Raw genomic sequence first — 21,067 nt, forward strand, 5'->3', positions numbered from 1 at the left:
ACGTGCCCGACGGCCCCGGACCGCCACTAGTCTGCGCCAGTCCCCACGCCAGCGCCCGCGCTGGCACCGAGTCGCACCAGGAGCACGTGTTGCCCGACGTCAAGCCGTTGCAGAAGGTCCTGATCGCCAACCGCGGCGAGATCGCGGTCCGGGTCATCCGGGCGTGCAAGGACGCCGGGATCGGCAGTGTCGCCATCTACGCCGACCCCGATCGCGACGCCCAGTTCGTCCGGCTCGCCGACGAGGCGCACGCCCTCGGTGGGGCCACGCCCGCTGACTCCTACCTCGACATCGCCAAGATCATCGCGGTCGCGGAGCGCTCCGGGGCCGACTCGGTCCACCCGGGCTACGGCTTCCTGGCCGAGAACGCCGACTTCGCCCAGGCCGTGCTCGACGCCGGGCTGATCTGGATCGGTCCCCCGCCGGCCGCCATCGAGGCCCTCGGCGACAAGGCCAAGGCCAAGCACATCGCCGAGAAGGCCAACGCCCCGCTCGCCCCCGGCACCAAGGACCCCGTGAAGGACGCCGACGAGGTCGTCGCCTTCGCCAAGGAGGCCGGGCTGCCGGTGGCCATCAAGGCCGTCTTCGGCGGCGGCGGCCGTGGCCTCAAGGTCGCGCGCACCCTCGAGGAGATCCCCGACGCCTACGAGTCCGCGGTCCGCGAGGCGATCAGCGCCTTCGGCCGCGGCGAGTGCCTGGTCGAGAAGTTCCTCGACAAGCCGCGCCACGTCGAGACCCAGTGCCTGGCCGACTCCCACGGCAACGTCGTGGTCGTCTCCACCCGCGACTGCTCGCTCCAGCGCCGCAACCAGAAGCTCGTCGAGGAGGCGCCCGCGCCGTTCCTGACCGACGAGCAGGTCGCCGAGCTCTACGCCTCGTCCAAGGCGATCCTGCGCGAGGCGGCGTACGTCGGCGCCGGCACGTGCGAGTTCCTCGTCGCCTCCGACGGCACCATCTCCTTCCTCGAGGTCAACACCCGCCTCCAGGTCGAGCACTGCGTCTCCGAGGAGGTCACCGGCATCGACCTGGTCCGCGAGATGTTCCGCATCGCCGCCGGCGAGGAGCTCGGCTACGACGACCCGCCGGTCACCGGGCACGCCATCGAGTACCGCATCAACGCCGAGGACGGCGGCCGCAACTTCATGCCCGCTCCCGGCACCCTCTCGGCCTGGGGCCCGCCCTCGGGCCCGGGCGTGCGCGTCGACGGCGGCTACGAGAAGGGCGAGACCATCCCCGGGGCGTTCGACTCCCTGATCGCCAAGCTCGTCGTCAGCGGCCGTGACCGTACCCAGGCCCTCGAGCGCTCGCGTCGCGCCCTCGACGAGTTCGTCGTCGACGGCATGCCCACCGTGATCCCGTTCCACCGCGCGGTCGTGCGCGATCCGGCGTACATCGGCGACGGCACGACGTTCCACGTCTACACCCAGTGGATCGAGACCGAGTTCGACAACCGGATCGAGCCCTACGGCGGCGACGTGGCCGAGGCCGAGGAGCCGCAGGAGCGGCAGACGGTCGTCGTCGAGGTCGGCGGTCGGCGCCTCGAGGTGGTCATCCCCTCCGGTCTCGGCGGCCTGTCGTCCGGGGGCGCCGCGGGCGGAGCCCGGAAGCCGAAGCGTGCGGGCGGCAAGAAGGCCGGCGCGGCCGCGTCGGGCGACTCGGTCACCAGCCCGATGCAGGGCACCGTCGTCAAGGTCGTCGTCACCGACGGCCAGGACGTGGCCGAGGGCGACACCATCGTGGTCATCGAGGCCATGAAGATGGAGCAGCCGCTCAAGGCCCACCGGGCCGGCACCGTCACCGGGCTGGCCGCGGAGGTGGGCGCGACCGTGACGAGCGGCCAGACCATCTGCGACATCAAGGACTGACACATCAACAACCGCTCCTCCCGCGACCCGCAGCTGGGTCAGGCGGTCGTCGCCGGCATCGTCACCGCCGTCGTCGGCTTCACCTCCTCCTTCGCGGTCGTCCTGGCCGGACTGGACCACGTCGGTGCCTCCGCCGGCGACGCGGCCTCCGGGCTGCTGGTCGTCACCATGACGATGGGTCTGGGGTGCCTGCTCTTCTCCTGGCGCACCCGGATCCCGGTGACGATCGCCTGGTCGACCCCGGGCGCGGCCCTCCTCGCCGGCGCGACCGTGCCCGACGGCGGGTACGCCGACGCCGTCGGCGCCTTCGCGCTCGCCGGCCTGCTCTACCTGGCGACCGGCCTGGTCCGGCCGCTGGGCGACCTGGTGCGCCGGATCCCGACCGCACTGGCCAACGCGATGCTCGCCGGCGTGCTGCTGAGCCTGTGCGTCGAGCCGTTCCTGGCCGTGGTCGACCAGCCGGGTGCCGTCGCTCCCGTGCTCGTGGTCTGGCTGCTGCTGCTGCGGGTCGCCCGCCGGTGGGCCGTGCCCGGCGCCTTCGCCGCCGCGATCGTGGTCATCGTGGCCTCCGGGTCCCTCTCCGAGGTCGCCGGGGGCGACCTCGCCCCGACCCTGACCTGGACCACCCCCACCGTCGACGTCGCCACCATGGTCGCGATCGGGGTGCCCCTCTACCTGGTGACGATGACGAGCCAGAACATTCCCGGGGTCGCGGTCCTCGGCTCGTTCGGCTACCGCGCGCCGCTCGCCCCCGCGCTGATGTACACCGGCGTCACGACCGTCGCCACCGCGCCGCTCGGCGGCTTCTCCATCAACCTCGGGGCGATCTCCGCGGCCATCTCGGCCGGGCCGACCGCCGGGGAGGACCCCGATCGCCGGTGGGTGGCCGGCGTCTCCACGGGCGTCACCTACATGCTGCTGGGTCCGCTGACCGCGCTGGTGACCGCCGTGTCGGCGGCCGCCCCGGCCGGTGTCATCGCGACGGTCGCCGGGCTCGCCCTCATCGGCACCTTCGGCTCGGCGGCGGCATCGGCCCTGGGCGACGACGGCTACCGCGAGGCCGCCGCCGTCGCGTTCGTCGTCGCGGCGTCCGGGCTGACGATCGCCGGCGTCGGGGCGGCGTTCTGGGCGCTGCTCGCAGGCGGCGTGTTCGTGCTGGTGATGCGCGTCGGCGCGTCGCCCGCCCCCGCCGCGCGGTGACCCTCGTCAGGGCCGGGTCGAGGTCGCCCACGCGGCGAGGTCCTGCTCACCGAGGAGTCGCCGGCCCAGCCGCCGACCGGCCTCCACGAGCTCGTCGACGGTGGAGGCGACCGTGACCGAGGACAGTCCGAGCGCTCCGGCCTCGGCGGCGCTCAGCCGGGTCTGACCCACCACGGCGTGGACCGGCAGGGGCCCCTCGGCCCGACGGCACGCCTCGAGCACGCCGGCGATCACCTTGCCCTCCCGGGTCTGGCCGTCCAGACGCCCCTCGCCGGTGATGACGGCGGCACAGGGCCGGGCTGCGGCAGCGAAGCCGAGAGCGTCGAGCACCACCTCGATGCCCGACCTGAGCTCGGCGCCGAACCGGGCCCACAGGCCACCCGACAGGCCGCCCGCGCACCCGGTCCGGGGCACGCCTCGTGGGTCGCGCGGCAGCCGTCCGGCCAGCGACGCCAGTCGCTCCTCGAGCCGGGCGACGGTCACGGTGTCGGCGCCCTTCTGGGGTGCGTAGACGGCGGCGGCCTGCTCGAACGGGGTGGTCACGTCGCAGAGCACCTCGAGGCGGCAGCCCCCCAGCCCGCCGTGCTCGAGGATCGACTCGATCGCCCCGGCACCCCCGTCGGTGGTGGCACTGCCACCGACACCGAGCAGGATGCGTTCGGCTCCGCTGGCCACGGCGGCCGCGACGAGCTCGCCGGTCCCGCGGGTGCTGGCGTCCCAGGCGCTCCTCGGGTCCGGTACGACGAGCGAGAGGCCACTGGCCGAGGCCGTCTCGACCACCGCCGTACGGCGGTCCTCGGAGACCAGGAAACGCCCCACGACCGGCGTCCCGAGGGGGCCGGTCACCGGCACGTGGTGGACCGCACCGCGGAAGGCGCGACGCAGCACGTCGAGGGTGCCCTCGCCGCCGTCGGCCAACGGCAGCCGCACCGGCTCGGCGCCGACGGATCGCAGCCCGGAGGCCACCGAGGCGGCCACGACGTCCGCGCCGTGGGTTCCCTTGAAGGAGTCGGGGGCCACCAGCACACGGACCACGCGGTCGGCCCCGGCGGCCGCGTCCATCAGGCGGCGAACGGACCGACGGTGATCTTCCACTCCTGCAGGACGCGGTCCTTGGTCACGTCGAGCTGGGTGTAGGGGTCCTGGTCGACGAGTGCCTGCGCGGCGTCGAGGTCGTCGGCGGAGAAGACGATGATGCCCCCGGTGAGGTCGGCCAACGGCCCGGCGAGGACGACGGAGCCGGCCTCCTCGAGCGTGGCGAGGTGGCTCATGTGGTCGGGACGCCGCTCGGCCCGCAGAGGGGTGTCGTGATAGCCGTAGGTGAGGACGAAGTAGGCCATGGTCGTTCCTTTCGTAGGTGGATCAGGGTGGGAACAGTGGGCTCAGCCGGCGATGACCGACTGGCGTTGACGGCCGAGACCGTCGATCGAGATCTCGACGACGTCGCCGTCGCGGAGGTAGGGGTAGCGGCCGGAGAGGGCGACACCCTCCGGGGTCCCGGTGAAGACCAGGTCCCCCGGCTCGAGGACCAGCACCTGCGAGAGCCACCACACCAGGTGGTCGACGCCGAAGATCATGTCCCCGGTGTGGGAGTCCTGACGGGGCTCGCCGTTGACCCAGGACCTGATGGCGAGGTCGTCGTGGTCGACCCGGTCGAGCACGATCGAGGGCCCGAGCGGACCGAAGGTCGCGAAGCTCTTGCCCTGCGACCACTGGCCGCCGTCCTTGCCGAGCTGCCAGCTCCGCTCCGACACGTCGTTGCCCACGGTGAACCCGGCGATGACGTCGGCGGACTGCGCCGGCGAGGCGAGGCGACTGGCGCGGGCGCCGATCACGACGACCAGCTCGGCCTCCCAGTCGCTCTGGGTGCTCGCCGGGGGCAGGACGATGTCGTCGTCGGCGCCCACCAGGCAGCTGCGGGCCTTGAAGAACAGGATCGGCTCGCGCGGGGGCTCGCTGCCGGACTCCGCCGCGTGCGCGGCGTAGTTCTGGCCGATGCACAGCACCGCTCCCGGCCGAGCGACCGGCACGCCGACCCGGAGCCCCTCGGCTCCGTCGAGCAGGTGCAGCCGGCCGGCGTCGTGGGCCTCGCGCACGCGGTCGACACCGCCGGCTGCGAGGAAGTCCGGATCGATGTCGTCGGTGACGGTCCGCAGGTCGTAGACCGCCTCGTCGACCCGCAGGGCCGGGACCTCGGCGCCGAGGGGCCCGAGTCGCAGTAGTTCCATGTCGTCTCCTGGGTTCGTGTGGTCAGCGCCCGCTGGGGGCGTGGACGGGGTCGTGGATGCGGGCGTGGACGGGGACGTCACGCACCGGCGGTTCCCAGCCCGTAGACGCGACGGGCGGTGTGCGAGAAGACGTCGGCCTGCTCCCGGGGCATGCGGTGACCCACCGCCCGCTTCCACGCCCGGGTCAGCTCGGGCATCGAGGTCCACAGCTTCTCGACCGGGAAGTTGGTGCCGAACATCGCCCGGTCCGACCCGAAGCGGTCGAGGACCTCGTCGGCGACGAAGCGCAGGAGGTCGGGGTCGAGGCGGTGCACGAACGTGCCCTGTCCGGTCAGCTTGACCACCACGTTGGGGAGGGCGGCGAGCAGGTCCATGCCGAGGCGCCATCGGCTGAGCTCGTCGGCGTCGCCCCGGTCGACGAGCATGCCGGCGTGGACCAGGACGAAGGTGACCTGGGGGTGCGCCCGGACCAGCGCGGCAGCGTCGGACATCTGGCCGGCGAAGACCTGCAGCTCGAAGAGCCAGCCGAGATCGGGCAGGCTCGCGAGGTTGCGGTCGAAGACCGGGTCCTTCATGCGGTCGGGGCCGTCGGCGAAGCGGAACTCCGGGCGCTCGTGCCAGTGCAGCTGGAGTCGCGTCCCGACCACGAGCGGGCTCAGTGCCTGCTGGGTCCGCATGACCTCGCCGGCGTCCTCGGAGAACAGGTCGGCACAGCCGACCATGGCCATCGGCCAGCCGGTCCTCTCGTGGAGCTCGGCGATCCAGCGCACCTCCTCGACGACCCGGTCCAGCGGCCAGTTGGGTTGCACGTAGACCGAGGTCCCGATGCCGGAGGCGCGGGCGTCCTCGACGTACTCCTCGACCAGGTAGTCGCGTCGGATCGGCTCGTAGGGTCCGAAGATGCGGGGCACCATGGGACCGGAGAGCCACGGCATGTCGGCCTGCCGCCATACGTGGTGGTGGGCGTCGACGATGTCGCCGTCGTACAGCTCCTCAGCCATGGTTCCTCCTGGTGGGGTGGTGCGCGGGAGCGCGGGAGAACGAGCTGCGCACCTGGGTCAGCGCGGTCTCGAGGTCACGGACGCCCGCCAGGGCGTCGAGGTCGCCGACCACCGCGGCCATGCCCCGGGTCAGCGGCCGGTAGGCCGGGTCGCACGCCAGGGGGGACCACCAGACGAGCCGGTGCGCGAGCCGGGAGAGGCGCCCGACGGCCCCGACCATGGCCGTGCAGTCGCCGCGCTCGAGGCCGTCGGAGAGGACCAGCACGAGCGCGCCCCGCGCCATGGTCACGAAGTGCGCGTCGCGCAGGAACTCCGTCAGGCTCTCGCCGATGAGCGTCCCCCCGTCAGCGTCGAGGACCAGCGGCGCCAAGGAGCCCAGCGCCTCGTCTACGTCGCGGTGGCGCAGGGCCGAGGTCACCCGGGTCAGCCGGGTGCCGAAGGTGAAGACCTCCACGCCCGAGCATGTTGCGAGCACGGTGTGCGCGAAGCGGAGGTAGTCGGGGCTGTGCTGCTTCATGGAGCCCGAGACGTCGATGAGCACCAGGACGCGACGAGTCTGCGTCGGCCGGTGCCGCCACCGCAGCCGGACGATCTCGCCCTGGGTGCGCCGAGACTCGAGGTAGACCGCGCGCAGGTCCACCCGGTCGCGCCGACGTCCTGGTCGGTAGCGGCGCGAGCGCGCCCGGGGAACCGCGCGGGGCAGCTCAGCGGCGATCTCGCGCATCACCGCGCGTGCCGACGCCGAGGTGCCCCCGAAGCGCTTGGGCAGCTCGGGGCTGCTCAGCCCGGCCCGCAGGCCCGAGCCGCTCGTCTCCGCGACGAGGAGGTCCTCGGCCTGGCTCTCCCCCGGCGCCGAGCTCTGCTCCTCCTCCGCATCTGCGTCCGCGTCGGGGTCCTCCGCAGGCTCGTCGATGACGAGGACGGCGTCCTCGGGTGAGCCGAAGAAGCGGCGGAACACCTCGTCGAAGACCTGGTGCCCGGACTCGGAGGTGACGATCGTGGCGACCCCCACCCAGTAGAGCTGCCCGGTGGTGGACGGCGCGATGGTCTCGATGCCGGCGAGGAAGTCGCGCTGCTTGGTGGCCGGTACGGCGAGCCCCGCGTCGTGCAGGGCCCGCAGGAAGGCGAACAGGTGGTCCTGGGTGCGGGAGACGAGGCGCGGGTCGACCGTCGCCGGGCGCACCGCGGGACTAGTCGTCGGCATCGGTGAACACCTCGCGGTCGTGGGTCGCGACCAGCTCGACGTCCTCCTCGTTCTTGACCAGGAGCCCGAGGGACGCGCGCAGCGACTCGCCCCACGCGGTGCCGTCCTCCGAGAGCGCCACGGCTCCCTGGGCCCACGCGATCGACTCCGCGATCCCCGGCCGCTTCACCGGCCCCAGGCTGCGGATGACGTTGACCGAGCGCACCAGCTGTGCGGCGCTGCGTGCGCTCAGCCCGGGCGCCTGGGCCTCGACGATGGCCCGCTCGCGCTCGGGCTGGGGGAAGGGGATCCAGTGGTAGAGGCAGCGACGCTTGAGCGCGTCGTGCAGCTCGCGGGTCCGGTTGGAGGTCAGGACCACGACCGGCGGCACGGTCGCGGTCACCGTGCCCGTCTCGGGGATGGTGATCTGGAAGCCGTCGAGGAACTCCAGCAGGAACGCCTCGAACTCGCTGTCGGCGCGGTCGATCTCGTCGATCAGCAGGACCGCTCCCGCCGGGCTGCGCAGGGCCTTGAGGAGAGGCCGCTCCAGGACGAACGCGTCGTCGTACAGGTCGGGGACCACGGCACCGTCCACCTCGGCGGCACGCAGGCTCAGCAGCTGCTTGGGGTAGTCCCACTCGTAGAGCGCCTGGGACACGTCGATCCCCTCGTAGCACTGCAGGCGGATGAGCTCGCGGCCGAGTACGTCGGCGAGCACGTGCGAGACCTCGGTCTTGCCGACTCCGGGCTCGCCCTCCAGCAGCAGCGGGCGTCCCAGGGCGACGGCCAGCCGTACGGCGGTCAGCAGGCCCTCGTCCGCGAAGTACCGGCGCTCGGACAGCTCGCGGTCCAGCGTGGCGTGGTCGATGAGCATCAGGTCGACGGCTCCGCGGCGCGCAGCTCGTCAAGACCGCGCAGGATCGACTCCGGGGTGAACGGCATCACGGTGATCCGCACGCCGCAGGCGTCGAAGATGGCGTTGGCGACGGCCGGGATCGGGGCGTTGGCGGTCATCTCACCGATGCCCTTGGCGCCGAACGGGCCGTTGGCCGCCGGTCGCTCGAGGATGACGCTGGTCTGGACGGGGGTCTCGGCCGGTCCGGGCATCAGGTACTCGCAGAAGTCGGTGGGGCCGTGGGCCCGTGAGCTCGGGTAGTAGGGCTCGGTCGACTCGAACACGGCGTGCGAGACACCCATCCAGGCCCCGCCCTCGACCTGCTGGGTCACCATCGCGGGGTTCAGGGCCCGGCCGATCTCGTAGGCGTTGTGCAGGCTGAGGACGGTGACGATGCCGGTCTCGTCGTCGACCTCGACCTCGGCGACCGTGCACGCGTGCGCCTGGGCCGAGTCGGGGTCCATCTCACCGGTCTCGGGGACCGGGTAGCTGCGCTCCTTGAGGAAGATGCCGCGCCCGGAGATCGTCTTGCCCTGCTTGAAGTGCGCGGCCAGCGCGATGTCCTGGATGTGGATCTTGGTCTCCGGACTGCCCTTGAGCCTGACGAAGCCCGAGCCGTCGGTCTCGAGGTCGTCCGCGTCGACCTCGAGCTCCTCGGCCGCGACCTGCAGCATCACCTCCCGGGCCTCGCGCGCCGCCATGATCACGGCGTTGCCGACCCGGTGGGTGCCGCGGCTGGCGAAGGTGCCCATGCAGTGCGGGCCCGTGTCGGTGTCGGCGGTGTCGACGATGACGCTGTCCATGGGCATGCCCAGGGTCTCGGCCGCGCACTGGGCCGCGATGGTCTTGAGGCCCTGGCCCAGGTCGACCGAGGAGAGGCTGACGACGAAGCCGCCCATGGTGGTGGCGTGGATCAGGGCCTGGGAGGGGTCGCCGCCGAGGTTCATCCCGGTGGGGTAGTTGACGGACGCGTAGCCGCGCCCACGCAGCAGGGCCATGCTCAGGCCTCTCTCGGGGTGGACGACGACATGGCGAGGTACTCCGGTGGGAGGTCGTGGCCCACCAGGGCAGCCGCCCGCTGGATGACCTCGATCAGGGCGGTGCCCGACGCGACCTTGCGGTGGGCCTTCAGGTCCCCGTCGCGGTAGGCGTTGCGCAGCCGGAACTCGAGCGGGTCGAGGTCGAGGGCCCGGGCGATGCGGTCCATCTGCGACTCGATGGCGAAGTCGGCGATGGTCACCCCGAAGCCGCGCATCGCGCTGGACGGGGTCCGGTTGGTGTAGACGCAGTGACAGTCGGCGTGGACGTTGGGGATCGTGTAGGGGCCGGGCAGGTGGGCGGCCGCCTTCGTGGTGCCGTACGGCGTGTGCCGCGAGTAGGCGCCGGAGTCGACGTAGAGCATGACCTTGCGGGCCACGATCCGGCCGTCGGCCATCACGCCGTCCTTGATGTAGATGCGCTCCGCGGCCCGGGGAGAGGAGACCTGCATCTCCTCCTCGCGGCTGTAGACGAACTTGACCGGACGGTTGGTCAGCGTCGCGGCGATGCAGGCCAGCGGCTCGACCATCACGTCGACCTTGCCGCCGAAGCCGCCGCCCACGGTGCCGCCCTTGACCTGGAGGTCGGTGAACGGGCGGTCCAGGATCAGCGCGGTGTTGTCGAGGGTGAAGAACGCGGCCTGGGTGTTGGAGTGGATGAGCAGGCGGTTGCCGGCCTGCGGGACCACGATGCATCCCGTGGTCTCGGTGGGCGCGTGCTCGATGGGTGCCGAGCTGTAGCGCCACTCGAAGACGTGGTCGGCCTGCGCGAACCCCTGCTCCACGTCGCCGAAGCGGATGCGCCGGGCGTGGTGTCCCTCGTAGACGAAGTAGTTGGTGCCGTCCTTCTTGATGACCGGCGCGTCCGGTGACAGTGCCTCCTCGACGTCGAGGACCGCAGGCAGCTCGGTGTAGGACACCTTGACGCGACTGGCCCCCTCGATGGCCGCCGCCTCGGTGTCGGCCACCACCGCGACGATCGGCTCCCCCACGTAGAGGACACGGTCCTCGGCCAGGACCGGCTCGTCGTACGGCTCGACGCCGATCAGGCGCAGCACGAGGTACCAGTTGGCCGGGACGTCGCGGTGGGTGATGACCCGCAGCACGCCGGGGACCGCGAGCGCCTCGGAGCAGTCGACGCTGTCGATGAGGGCGTGGTGGTGGACCGAGCGGTGGATCTTGACGTGAGCCAGGTCGGGGAACGCACGATCCTCGAAGAACTCGGTCTTGCCGGTGACGTGGCCCAGCGCGTCGGACCGCTGCGCGGGCGTGCCGATGACGGTGAAGCTCGACGAGCGCTCGTCCTTGAAGAACTCGCTGTCGATCGGGTTGATCTTGGCCATCAGACGTCCGCCCGCATGCCCTCGGAGGACTCGTACGCCGTGGTCGGCGGCGGACCCGCGTCGGTCTCGGGGGTGGTGGCGGCGATCGCACCACGACGACGGGCGGCGGCATCGAGGATCGCGGTGACGATGGGCTCGTAGCCGGTGCACCGGCACACGTTGCCGCTGATGGCCTCGTGGACCTCGTCGGTCGTCGGGTCGGGGTTGCGCTCCAGGAGCGCCTCGGCGGAGATGATCATGCCGGGGGTGCAGAAGCCGCACTGCGTCGCGAACCCGTCGAGGAACGCCTGCTGCACGTCGCTGAGCGCCTGACCGTCGGACAGGCCCTCGATGGTGCCGACGGCGCAGCCGTCGACCGTGACGGCGGGCACCAGGCAGGACACCACCGGGCTGCCGTCGAGCAGCACCGTGCAGGAGCCGCAGGCGCCCTGGGCGCAGCCGCGCTTGGCGCCCGTCATCCCGAGCTGGTCGCGCAGACCGAGGAGCAGGGTGGTGTCGGGCCGGGCCATGAACGCCCTGTCGACGCCGTTGAGCTTGAGGTTGACGATCTTGACCGTCATCGCGGGACCTTCTTCTCGGTCAGCGCCCGAGCAGGGCTCGGCGCAGGTGGACGGGGAACACGCGGGCTCGGTACCAGGCCGAGGCGTAGGCGTCGTCGGCCGGGGCGAGCTCGCCGAGACCGGCCTGCGCGGCTGCCGCGACGGCGTCCTCGTCGAGGGGCCGGCCGACCAGGGCCGTCTCGACGGCGACCGCACGGACGATCTGCGGGCCGACTCCCCCGAGCGCGACGCGGACGGCGGACACGACGCCGTCGTGCTGCTCGACGACCGCGGCGACCGTCACGATCGAGGCCGAGTTGAAGCGACGCCGGGTCGCCTTGAGGTAGCGGAAGGTGCCCGGGGCGGGAGCCTCGAGCAGGACCTCGGTGACCACACCGTGGTGCTGTCCGACCAGCGTGTCCACCGCCTCCTCGCGGACGCCGGACGCGTCGGCCACCGACGCCCGGGCGTCCAGGGCGACCAGCGCCACGGTCAGGTCGCCGTACGGCTGCCGGGCGAAGAGGTTGCCCCCCACGGTCGCCAGGCTGCGCACCGGCACCGAGGCGATCGAGCGCACCACCGGCGACAGGAACGCGATCCGGTCGTCGTGCTCGACCTGCGCCAACGTGGTCGTCGCGCCGATCCGGACGGTCGTCCCGTCGACGCGGACGCCGGCCAGGCCGACGCGGCGCAGGCTCACCAGCTCGGTGGGCGGCGACGCGTGGTCGTTGAGCCGCGGCATCACGCTGGTGCCGCCGCTGAGGACTCCCGCCCCACCCCCGACGAGCCGGACGGCCTCGGACAGGTCGTCGGGAACGTGCACCTCGGTGAGCATCTGGCCTCCATTATCGATATCGATAATGACCGTATCCGGTGGCCCTATGCTGGTCAACACCGCCGTCCGGAGTCGTGCGACGGCCGCACCTCCTCCACGGGAAGAAGAGCCCTTGCGCATGACGACCTCCGGGCCCGCAGAGCGCACCCCCACCGGCCGGGTCGCCAAGCCGACGCTCAGCGAGCGGATCCGCGACGGCCTCGTCGAGTCGATCGTCTCCGGCGAGCTGGAGAGCGGGGAGCGGCTGGTCGAGACCAAGATCGCCGCCGACTTCGGCACCAGCCAGGCCCCGGTCCGCGAGGCGCTGCGCGAGCTCGAGGGCCTGGGCCTGATCGAGAGCCGTCCACGACGGGGCCGACACGTGCTCCCCTTCGTCGAGCAGACGCTGCGCGAGGCCTACGTGGTGCGGGCCGCCCTCGAGGAGACGGCCACCCGGCTGGCGATGATCGGCGGGAGGCTCCCCTGGGAGGCGCTGGAGGGCGACGTGGCCGACATGTACCGCAGCGCCGAGGGCGGGGACCCGCACGCCATGGGCCTGGCCAGCAGCCGGTTCCACCGGCGCATCGTCCAGGCCAGCGGCAACTTCCTCCTCGACCGCGCCTGGGAGGGGCTGCAGATCGAGGCCCGGACCGCCATCGCGCTGGTCGTCGCCGGCCCCGACCTGAGGCACGTCGCCGACGAGCACGCCGAGCTGCTCGAGGTGCTGCGAGCCGGGGACGTCGAGGTGGCCTGCCTGCACGCACGCGTGCACCAATGGGCCTACGCCGACCTGCCGCACGACCTCAACGGCGTCGCCCACCCGGTCGAGACCGACCGCTCCGACTGACGGGGTCGGCCTGCCCGCTCCTGGCGCCGCTGACGGGGTTCAGCGCATCACCATCGACCCGACACCGACGTCGCTCGGGGCCAGGCCCGCGAGGGCGAGCTCGGGGCCGTCCGGGCCGTCGGCACACCAGGACACGACGGTGGCGGTCCTGGCGCGCGTGCCGAGCCAGGCCTGCGTCTGCTGCTCAGCGAGCTCGGCGGCCGGCAGGGACGGGTCGATCTCGGCCATGCCGGGCGCCAGGACCACCAGCCCGACCAGGTCGTCGGGCCCGACCGCACCCTCGTGGACGCCACCGGTCAGGACCACGGCCCCGTCGGCGCCCGCCCGGACCGCGGTCACCTCGAGCATGAAGTGGCCGGCCTCCCCCTCCGGGGTCGCCGGCCCCATCAGCTCCTCGAGCTCGCGGATGACCTGGTTCATGTGCTCCATCCCCTCGGCCTCGCGGGGGGTCAGGGGCTGGTCGGTCGGCGTGGTCGGCGTCCGCACGGTCGCCTGCTCCTGGAGGGCCGCCAGGCTCCGCTCGGCGTCGGTCGGCTCTCGCTTCCAGAACTTCCATCCCATGGGCGAACCCTAGGCGGCGACTCTCCTGCTGGCCCGCTGACGACTCACATCTCCGGGCGCGCCGGCGCCCTGGCGTCACGCAGCGCGGTAGGAGTCGAGCACCGCGGTGACGCGCCGCTCGACCGGACTCATCAGGTCGACCTGGGCAAGCCGGTTGTCACGGGGTACACCGGCCGGACGTGGTGGGGCGGGGGCCCGAGAGCGATATCGCTGACCGGCGGGGGTGGTGGTCTCGACGGCATGGCGGCCGCTGTCGTCGTCGGCGACCCGCTGGCGCCAGCCGGGGGCCTGTTTGGCGTAGTCGCAGGCCTCGCAGAGGCCCTGCAGCTGATCGGCGTCGGTCGGCCCGCCGTCGGCCCACGCCACGACGTGGTCGGCATGGCGGATCGGGGCGTCGCACCACGGGGTGCGACAGGTGCCCTGGTCGCGCACCGACAAGAAGGTGGCCAGACCCTCGGTGGCGAGCCGCTGTCGGGTCGTCATCGCGACAAGGTGGCCGGCGGGGTCGGCGTACAGACGACGGACCCAGGCCTGCAGCGCGTCGGAGGCCCGGGCGACCATCTCGCGCGCGACCTGGGCGGGCACCGGCCCCCAGCCCGGCACCGTCGCCGGCTCGGGGTCGGCACCGAGCAGGGAGCCGTCGGACATGACGAGGTCGACGACGACGGGAACAGCGTCGGCCTCGGCCTGACCGGTCAGTCGCTCGACCATGAGGTCGGCCATCACCTGACCACGTCCGCGACCCTCTCCCCCGGCCCGCGCGGTGTCGGCGGACCTGGAGAGGTTGGCCCAGCAGGCGACGGCCTGCGGCATCGGCAACAGCCCCGTCAGGTAGGCCATGCCCTCGGGAGCGGGGCGGACCGAGACGGTCCGCTCGGACACGGCGCGCTCGTGGCGGCGTACGACGGAGGTCGGGTCGGCGGCGTAGGCCCGCCTGCGCAGCTCGGCGACCAGCTCTCCGGTGCCGAGACCGTGGAGGAAGTCGGCGTCACCGCACACCTCGCCGTCGACCACCACCCGGTCGTCGCGGTCGAGGCACCCGGTCTCACGCGCGACCACCATCGCCCGGAACTCGTTGAGCCGACCCTCGCGCAGCGCCGTCCGGGTCGCGGGCAGGTCGGTGGCCAGGTCCTTGGCCAGGCCCAGCAGCACCTGACCGCGGTGGGGCGACTCCTGCCTGGCCAGCGCGACCTCCGCTGCGACGCCTCGACCCCGCCGACGGGTCGGGACGTCCGCTGCGGACTGCTGCTCGCGGACCGAGGCGTCGAGGCCGACCGTCAGGTCGGCCTGTGCGGCGCACGCGGCCGACTTCAGCCGCTCGAGGGCGGCGATCAGCTCCACCCGGGCCGCGTCGGCGGCTGGGTCGTGGGCGCCTGGGTCGATCCGTTCGTCGACCAGCACAGCACGCAGGCTGCGGACCTGATCGAGAAGGGAGGGCATGGCAGTACTTTATTCGAACATCTGATCGACCACAAGGCATCTGGACGCCTAGTTAGCGAGCAAGCACTCGCCAAGTTAGGGTCGGGGGCGTGCCCACCCAGCTCGAGCGTCGTACGGCGACCGTGACCCGGCTGCTCGACGCGACCGAGGTCGTCGTCCATGTGCGCGGGTACGCCGACACGACGGTCGCCGCGGTCTGCGCCGAGGCCGGGGTCAGCCAGGGCGGGCTGTTCCGGCACTTCCCGCACCGCCGGGCCCTGCTGGTCGCGACCGCCGCCCGGGTCGCCGAGCGGCAGACCGACCACGTGCCCGACGGCCTCGGCCTCCTCGACGCGCTGCGCCACCTGCGCGCGCTGGTGCGCTCACGGCCCAACCAGGTCTGGCACGAGCTGGTGCGCGCCGCGCGCACCGACGCCGAGCTGCGCGCCGACCTCGCCCCGGCACTGCGCGACTACCACCGGCGTACCGGCTCGGCCGTCGCCGCGCTCGCCCCCGCCGGCCGCCCCTGGACCACCCACCACCAGGCGGCGCTGCGGATCGTCGTCAACTACCTCGACGGTGAGGCCGCTGTCGCACACGTCCTGCCCGACCCCGACCGCGACGAGGCGACCCTGCGCGCCCTCGCCGACCTGCTCCGCCCACTCTTCGAGGAGAACCCGTGACCACCTCCCCCCGCTCCCCCCGTGACTTCGAGCCCGACGCCATCGTCGTCGGGGCCGGCCTGGCCGGCCTCGTCGCGACCCACGAGCTCGTGCTCGCCGGCAAGAAGGTCCTGGTGCTCGACCAGGAGAACCGCGCCAACCTCGGCGGCCAGGCGTTCTGGTCGCTCGGCGGGCTGTTCCTGGTCGACTCCCCCGAGCAGCGCCGGATGGGCATCAAGGACTCGAAGGAGCTCGCCCTGCAGGACTGGTGGGGCTCGGCGCAGTTCGGCGACTCCGTCGACGAGCGGGGCGACGACTGGGGCCGCCAGTGGGCGCGCGCGTACGTCGACTTCGCGGCCGGCGAGAAGCGTGACTACCTCCACGAGCTCGGCCTGAGGTCCGTGCCGATGGTCGGCTGGGCCGAGCGCGGCGGCGCCGACCCCCAGGGCCACGGCAACTCGGTGCCACGCTTCCACCTCACCTGGGGCACCGGCCCCGAGGTGGTGCGGGTCTTCGAGGAGCCCGTGCTGGCCGGCGAGGCGCGCGGCCTGGTGCGGTTCGCGTTCCGACACCAGGTCGACGAGGTGATCGTCGAGGACGGCACCGTCGTCGGCGTCCGTGGGTCCGTGCTGGAGCCGAGCGACGAGGTCCGCGGCGCGGCGTCGTCACGGGTCGTCGTCGACACCTTCGAGCTGCGCGGGCCGGCCGTCATCGTCACCTCCGGCGGCATCGGCGGCAACCACGACCTGGTGCGCCAGACGTGGCCGACCGAGCGGATGGGGGCAGCCCCCGAGCACCTCATCTCCGGCGTACCGGCCCACGTCGACGGGCGGATGCTGGCGATCAGCGAGGCCGCCGGTGCGCGCGTGGTCAACCGCGACCGGATGTGGCACTACACCGAGGGCATCCACAACTGGGACCCGATCTGGCCCGACCACGCCATCCGGATCATCCCCGGCCCGTCGTCGCTGTGGCTCGACGCGACCGGCAAGCGGTTCGCAGCCCCCAACTTCCCGGGCTGCGACAACCTGCAGACGATGCGGGAGATCCTCAAGACCGGCTACGACTACTCGTGGTTCGTGACGACCCAGACGGTCATCGAGAAGGAGTTCGCGCTCTCCGGCTCCGAGCAGAACCCCGACATCACCGAGAAGGACCTGCGGGTGCTGCTGCGCGAGCGGCTCTCGAAGGGAGCGCCGACGCCGGTCGAGAAGTTCAAGGAGCACGGCGAGGACTTCGTCGTCGCCGACACGATCGACGACCTCGTCGCCGGCATGAACAAGCTGTCGCGCGGCGGCGCCCCCGACCTCGACGTGGCCACCGTCGAGGCGATGATCGTGGCCCGCGACCGCGAGCTCGACAACGGCTTCTCCAAGGACGCCCAGCTGATGCTCGTCGCCAACGCCCGGCGCTCGCGCACCGACAAGATCGTCCGGGTCGCCAAGCCCCACAAGGTGCTCGACCCCGACCACGGCCCGCTGATCGCCGTCCGCCTCAACATCCTGACCCGCAAGACCCTCGGCGGCATCCAGACCGACCTGTCCTCGCGCGCGCTCGGTGCCGACGGCTCCCCGGTCCCCGGCCTGTACGCCGCGGGTGAGGTCGCCGGGTTCGGCGGCGGTGGCGTGCACGGCCACAACGCGCTCGAGGGCACGTTCCTCGGCGGGTGCATCTTCTCCGGGCGTGCGGCCGGGCGGGCTGTCGCGAACGGCTGACAAGACGGCGCCCGACGCGGATGATCTGCTCGTGAGCACTCCTGCCGACCTCCTGATCACCCGCCTCCGCTTCGCCTGGGCGACCCTCGCCGTCGTCGCGGCGGGAACCATCGTCCTCGGGTGGCCTCGCGACGTCGTCTGCAAGGTCGACAGCCCGAGCTGCTCCGAGGACACCACCTCCGGCGCCTGGGCCGTCGTGAGCATCGGCGCCTTCCTGGCCGTCGTCGCCCTCGGCGTGCTCGTGGTCTGGGCCTCGGCCGTCGGCACCCGCCTCGGCAACCGCGCCGACCGGGAGGCGGTCTCCCCGAGCGAGGTGCCGGCCGGCGCCTGACCGGCCTGGGCGCTGGCTGCGGGGGTCTCGAGGCTCAGGCCTGGCGGCCTTCGCACCTCGACCGACGTGGGTGACAACTCGGTTGCTGCCGCGTTCCCCGACCGCGAGGCTCCTCCTCGTGCCCGACCTCGACCCCGCAGTCCTGCTCGCCGCCTACGACAGCCAGCTGCGCGAGGAGGCCGAGGTGGCCACGATGGCGCACGTCGAGCGCCACGGTCCCCTGCTGTGGGCGCGGTCGGGCAGTGGACGCGGGTTCGTGACCTACCGCGACCTCGACGGCGCGACGGGCGTGGCGCTGCGCGAGCTCGTGTCCGCCACCGTCGCGCACTACGCGGCCGACCCCGAGGTCGCCAGCCTGGAGTGGAAGACGCGCGGTCACGACCACGCGCCCGGGTTGCACGAGCTCCTGCTGGAGCACGGGTTCGAGCCCGAGGAGCCGGAGTCGGTGATGGTCGGGCGCGCCGAGGACCTCGTCGGCGACGCCCCCCTTCCCGACGGCGTCGTCGTCCGGCAGGTCAGCGAGCCCGACGATGTGCGCCGGATGTGCGCGATGGCCGACGTCGCGTTCGGGCGGCCCTTCGCCGGCATGGCCGACCACCTCGTCCACCGGATGCAGTCCGCGGACAGCGAGATGGAGATCTGGGTGGCAGAGGTGGACGGCGAGATCGTGTCCTGCGGACGACTCGAGCCGGTCGCGGGCACGGACTTCGCCGGGCTCTGGGGCGGCGCGACGCTGGCCGAGTGGCGCTCGCGCGGCATCTACCGCGCGCTGACCGCCGAGCGGGCGCGGTCGGCCCTGCGCCGCGGCAGGACCCTGGTCAACAGCGACAGCACCGAGTACTCCCGGCCGATCCTCGAGCGCGCCGGGCTGGTGAAGGTGACCACCACGACGCCGTACGAGTGGAGCCGCTGACCCTCAGTCGGTCCCGGGCATGGCCACCCGGAGCGGCACCGTCACGACGTCGTCGAGCTCGATGCCCTCGGCGCGGCGTACGGCGTCCTTGACCGGCACCACGTAGCCGCCCTCTCGCGGCCACAGCGACGTGGTGAAGTCGGTGGCGCCGATGCGGCCGGCCACCGGGATCATCCCCCAGCCGTAGGACACCAGCCGGGCGACGTCGGCGAGCTCGGTGCGCTCGGGCTCGGGCACCGCCACGAAGTGGTAGGGCGCCGGCCCGCGCCACGAGTAGACCGCACCGCTGAACTCCAGCTCCACGGCCGCCAGACTACGGAGCCTAGGAGCCTGGTGAACAAGAGCGTGGATGCCCGCGTCGCGAGAGTCGTGCGATGGCAAGGCGCCGCTTCGAAGGTCGGCCGTCGCCTTGCGAGGAGCGGCAACGCCGCCAGCGTGCGGCTGTCGCGGCGTGGGCGCCGCGCGGTTGTTCAGCAGGCTCCTAGGCTCGGGCGCATGTCCGAACCCGGGATCAGCCTGCGCGACCCCGCCCACCGGGTCAGCCCGCGCGCCCGCGCCATGTGGACCGTGTCGGCCGTCGTCGAGGGTGCGGTCGCGCTGGGCGTGCTGCTCGTGGCGGTGCTCGTGTGGGAGGTGCCCGCCTGGACCCTCGCCGTGCTGGGCGCGGTGGTCGTGGCCTGGGCGGCCGTCGTACCGCGGTGGCGGTTCCTGGTGCACCGCTGGGAGACCACCGAGACGGCCGTCTACACGCAGACCGGCTGGTGGGCGCGCGAGCGCCGCATCGCGCCGATGAGCCGCATCCAGACCGTCGACTACGCCGAGAGCGCGGTCGCGCGCCTCTACCGGTTGGCCAGTGTCACCGTCACGACCGCGTCGGCCGCGGGCGAGCTGCGCATCGACGGTCTCGACCGCGACGTCGCGCGGCGCCTGGTCGACGACCTCACCCGGCAGGCCGACGCCGTCGGCGGCGACGCCACGTGAGCGCTCCGACGCCCCCCGTGACGCCCCCTGCGACGGTGGAGTGGCAGCGGCTCGATCCCCGGATGCTGCTGGTGCTGCCGATCCGCGAGCTGGTCCGGTTCCTGCCGGCGCTGATCGCGCTGCTCGTGGCCGGTACGACGTCCGGCGGCGCGCCCTGGCAGCTGCTGGGCGTCCTGGTGCCGGTCGCGCTCGGGGTGCTGCGCTACCTCACGACGCGCTACCGCATCGGCGCCGGCCGGATCGAGCTGCGCCGCGGGCTGCTCAGCCGCAAGATCACCTCGACGCCGCTCGACCGGGTCCGCACCGTCGACCTCACCGCGTCGCTCACCCACCGCGTGCTCGGGCTGACCACGCTGCGCATCGGCACGGGCCTGGCGGCGTCGGCGGACGGCGACGCCCTCGACCTCGACGGCCTCCCTGTGCAGCGCGCCCGCGCGCTGCGTGCCGAGCTGCTCCACGCCGCGCCGGTCACCGGGGACGACGCAGACGGATCGGGCGGCCCGGGCGGATCGGGCGGCCCGGACGACCCTCCCCGAGCCGCGTCGTACGACGTGCAGACGGTCGTCGCGTTCGACCCGCGGTGGCTGCGGTTCGCGCCGTTCACCGGCACCGGCCTCGTCGTCCTCGCCGCCACCCTCGGCGGCGCCAGCCAGCTGCTCGACTCGTTCGACGCCTGGGACGACCTCGGCAGCGGCGGCGTGCACGTGCCGTCGATGGTCGGGATCGCCGTCGGCCTGCTCGCCCTGCTGGTCGTGCTCCTCGTGGTGTCGGTGCTCGGCTACCTCGTGACCAACGGGGGTTTTGCGCTGACCCGGCAGGCGGGCGCCTGGCACGTGCGCCGCGGGCTGCTCACCACCCGCGAGACCAGCATCGACGAGGAGCGGCTGGCCGGCGTCGCGATCGGCGAGCCCCTGGCCCTGCGGCTCACCGGCGGGCGCCACCTGCAGGCGATCGTCACCGGCGTCGACCGCTCCGAGACCGGCAGCTCCATGCTGGTGCCCCCGTCGTCGGCCACCGTCGCCCCCGCGGCCGCCCGGTTGCTGCTCGGCACCGCGGCCCCCGTCGACGTCGCCCTCACCACGCACGGGCCGGCGGCGGCGCGCCGTCGCTGGACCCGCGCCCTGCTGCTGCCCTTAGTCCTCCTCGCCGCTGCGGTCGTGGCCGTCGTGGCCGGGGGTCCCTGGTGGCTCCTGCTGCCGACCCTGGTCGTGCTCGCGGGGGCAGCGGTGGTCGCCGCCGACCGGGTCGCGGGCCTGGGGCACGCCCTCGTCGACGGCCACCTGGTCAGTCGCTCGGGCAGCCTCGTACGCCGCCGCGAGGTCCTCGACGTCGACCACGTCATCGGCTGGAACCTGCGCGCCACCTGGTTCCAACGCCGCGTCGGGCTCGCCACCCTGGCCGCCACGACGGCCGGCGGCGGCGGGTCGGTCGGGCTGCTCGACGTGCCCGAGGACGCGGCCGCGCGGCTGGCCGACGCGGCCATCCCGGGGCTGGTGTCGCAGTTTGCGACGGGCGGTTCGCCCGGGGTCTGAG

At 73.1% G+C, this 21,067-nt stretch carries 22 protein-coding genes; 9 read left to right on the forward strand and 13 right to left on the reverse strand.

From position 1 onward, the window contains the following. Positions 1 to 89: 89 nt before the first annotated feature. Both FJQ56_RS02285 and FJQ56_RS02290 read left to right on the forward strand, forming a co-directional pair. Positions 90 to 1,865, forward strand: a complete 1,776-nt coding sequence (locus FJQ56_RS02285) for an acetyl/propionyl/methylcrotonyl-CoA carboxylase subunit alpha (RefSeq protein WP_140007575.1) — start codon at positions 90 to 92, stop codon at positions 1,863 to 1,865. A gap of 33 nt (positions 1,866 to 1,898) precedes the next feature. Further along, a complete protein-coding gene (locus FJQ56_RS02290; RefSeq protein WP_281284673.1) occupies positions 1,899 to 3,065 on the forward strand; it encodes a benzoate/H(+) symporter BenE family transporter in 1,167 nt (388 codons plus the stop codon). Between the two features lie 6 nt (positions 3,066 to 3,071). On the opposite strand, the gene FJQ56_RS02295 is transcribed toward FJQ56_RS02290, so the two are convergent. The 10 genes from FJQ56_RS02295 to FJQ56_RS02340 all read right to left on the reverse strand — a co-directional run bounded on the left by FJQ56_RS02295 (position 3,072) and on the right by FJQ56_RS02340 (position 12,126). Then, positions 3,072 to 4,127 (reverse strand): glycerate kinase, encoded by a 1,056-nt coding sequence (locus FJQ56_RS02295; protein ID WP_140007577.1) that lies wholly within the window; start codon positions 4,125 to 4,127, stop codon positions 3,072 to 3,074. Continuing rightward, the gene (locus FJQ56_RS02300; protein WP_140007578.1) at positions 4,127 to 4,405 is read right to left on the reverse strand and encodes a YciI family protein; all 279 of its coding nucleotides are present in this window, start codon (positions 4,403 to 4,405) and stop codon (positions 4,127 to 4,129) included. The genes FJQ56_RS02295 and FJQ56_RS02300 overlap by 1 nt, the downstream gene beginning before the upstream one ends. Positions 4,406 to 4,447: 42 nt before the next feature. After that, a complete protein-coding gene (locus FJQ56_RS02305; protein WP_140007579.1) occupies positions 4,448 to 5,293 on the reverse strand; it encodes a fumarylacetoacetate hydrolase family protein in 846 nt (281 codons plus the stop codon). Between the two features lie 77 nt (positions 5,294 to 5,370). Then, the gene (locus FJQ56_RS02310; protein ID WP_140007580.1) at positions 5,371 to 6,294 is read right to left on the reverse strand and encodes an amidohydrolase family protein; all 924 of its coding nucleotides are present in this window, start codon (positions 6,292 to 6,294) and stop codon (positions 5,371 to 5,373) included. Next, positions 6,287 to 7,498 carry a vWA domain-containing protein gene (locus FJQ56_RS02315; RefSeq protein ID WP_140007581.1) on the reverse strand — a complete coding sequence of 404 codons (1,212 nt, stop codon included), beginning with the start codon at positions 7,496 to 7,498 and terminating at the stop codon, positions 6,287 to 6,289. Before FJQ56_RS02315 ends, FJQ56_RS02310 begins: the two co-directional genes overlap by 8 nt. Then, positions 7,485 to 8,351: an AAA family ATPase gene (locus tag FJQ56_RS02320; protein ID WP_140007582.1), complete on the reverse strand. Its 867-nt coding sequence runs from the start codon at positions 8,349 to 8,351 to the stop codon at positions 7,485 to 7,487. Before FJQ56_RS02320 ends, FJQ56_RS02315 begins: the two co-directional genes overlap by 14 nt. After that, positions 8,351 to 9,370 (reverse strand): xanthine dehydrogenase family protein molybdopterin-binding subunit, encoded by a 1,020-nt coding sequence (locus FJQ56_RS22845; RefSeq protein WP_140007583.1) that lies wholly within the window; start codon positions 9,368 to 9,370, stop codon positions 8,351 to 8,353. The genes FJQ56_RS02320 and FJQ56_RS22845 overlap by 1 nt, the downstream gene beginning before the upstream one ends. Positions 9,371 to 9,372: 2 nt before the next feature. Continuing rightward, positions 9,373 to 10,752 carry a xanthine dehydrogenase family protein molybdopterin-binding subunit gene (locus FJQ56_RS22850; protein WP_140007584.1) on the reverse strand — a complete coding sequence of 460 codons (1,380 nt, stop codon included), beginning with the start codon at positions 10,750 to 10,752 and terminating at the stop codon, positions 9,373 to 9,375. Next, the gene (locus tag FJQ56_RS02335) at positions 10,752 to 11,312 is read right to left on the reverse strand and encodes a (2Fe-2S)-binding protein (RefSeq protein ID WP_140007585.1); all 561 of its coding nucleotides are present in this window, start codon (positions 11,310 to 11,312) and stop codon (positions 10,752 to 10,754) included. The genes FJQ56_RS22850 and FJQ56_RS02335 overlap by 1 nt, the downstream gene beginning before the upstream one ends. Before the next feature lie 19 nt (positions 11,313 to 11,331). Further along, complete coding sequence (locus FJQ56_RS02340; RefSeq protein WP_170215231.1) at positions 11,332 to 12,126, reverse strand: FAD binding domain-containing protein; 795 nt, start codon at positions 12,124 to 12,126, stop codon at positions 11,332 to 11,334. Positions 12,127 to 12,244: 118 nt separating this feature from the next. Here FJQ56_RS02340 and FJQ56_RS02345 point away from each other — a divergent pair, with 118 nt between their 5' ends. Further along, positions 12,245 to 12,952 (forward strand): GntR family transcriptional regulator, encoded by a 708-nt coding sequence (locus FJQ56_RS02345; RefSeq protein WP_170215232.1) that lies wholly within the window; start codon positions 12,245 to 12,247, stop codon positions 12,950 to 12,952. Between the two features lie 39 nt (positions 12,953 to 12,991). Here FJQ56_RS02345 and FJQ56_RS21975 read toward each other — a convergent pair whose 3' ends face one another. Beyond that, a complete protein-coding gene (locus tag FJQ56_RS21975) occupies positions 12,992 to 13,513 on the reverse strand; it encodes a hypothetical protein (protein ID WP_170215233.1) in 522 nt (173 codons plus the stop codon). A 75-nt stretch (positions 13,514 to 13,588) separates the two neighbouring features. Next, positions 13,589 to 14,953: an HNH endonuclease gene (locus FJQ56_RS02355; protein WP_140007589.1), complete on the reverse strand. Its 1,365-nt coding sequence runs from the start codon at positions 14,951 to 14,953 to the stop codon at positions 13,589 to 13,591. An 89-nt stretch (positions 14,954 to 15,042) separates the two neighbouring features. Between FJQ56_RS02355 and FJQ56_RS02360 the strand changes: the two genes are divergently transcribed. The 4 genes from FJQ56_RS02360 to FJQ56_RS02375 all read left to right on the forward strand — a co-directional run bounded on the left by FJQ56_RS02360 (position 15,043) and on the right by FJQ56_RS02375 (position 18,553). Further along, positions 15,043 to 15,615, forward strand: a complete 573-nt coding sequence (locus FJQ56_RS02360; protein ID WP_140007590.1) for a TetR/AcrR family transcriptional regulator — start codon at positions 15,043 to 15,045, stop codon at positions 15,613 to 15,615. Then, positions 15,612 to 17,309 (forward strand): FAD-binding dehydrogenase, encoded by a 1,698-nt coding sequence (locus tag FJQ56_RS02365; protein WP_140007591.1) that lies wholly within the window; start codon positions 15,612 to 15,614, stop codon positions 17,307 to 17,309. Before FJQ56_RS02360 ends, FJQ56_RS02365 begins: the two co-directional genes overlap by 4 nt. 31 nt (positions 17,310 to 17,340) lie before the next feature. Beyond that, a complete protein-coding gene (locus tag FJQ56_RS02370; protein ID WP_140007592.1) occupies positions 17,341 to 17,640 on the forward strand; it encodes a hypothetical protein in 300 nt (99 codons plus the stop codon). 118 nt (positions 17,641 to 17,758) lie between these two features. Next, on the forward strand, positions 17,759 to 18,553 hold the full coding sequence (locus FJQ56_RS02375) for a GNAT family N-acetyltransferase (protein WP_246083953.1): 795 nt from the start codon (positions 17,759 to 17,761) through the stop codon (positions 18,551 to 18,553). Positions 18,554 to 18,556: 3 nt separating this feature from the next. Here the strand turns inward: FJQ56_RS02375 and FJQ56_RS02380 are convergent, their stop codons facing one another. Then, a complete protein-coding gene (locus FJQ56_RS02380) occupies positions 18,557 to 18,856 on the reverse strand; it encodes a DUF1905 domain-containing protein (RefSeq protein ID WP_140007593.1) in 300 nt (99 codons plus the stop codon). A gap of 192 nt (positions 18,857 to 19,048) precedes the next feature. Here FJQ56_RS02380 and FJQ56_RS02385 point away from each other — a divergent pair, with 192 nt between their 5' ends. Next, a complete protein-coding gene (locus FJQ56_RS02385) occupies positions 19,049 to 19,534 on the forward strand; it encodes a PH domain-containing protein (RefSeq protein WP_140007594.1) in 486 nt (161 codons plus the stop codon). A gap of 17 nt (positions 19,535 to 19,551) precedes the next feature. Continuing rightward, positions 19,552 to 21,066 (forward strand): PH domain-containing protein, encoded by a 1,515-nt coding sequence (locus tag FJQ56_RS02390; RefSeq protein ID WP_140007595.1) that lies wholly within the window; start codon positions 19,552 to 19,554, stop codon positions 21,064 to 21,066. The last annotated feature ends 1 nt before the right edge of the window (position 21,067 follow it).

Origin of the sequence: Nocardioides plantarum (genome assembly GCF_006346395.1) — a bacterium.
GTDB classification, from domain to species: Bacteria; Actinomycetota; Actinomycetes; order Propionibacteriales; family Nocardioidaceae; genus Nocardioides; species Nocardioides plantarum.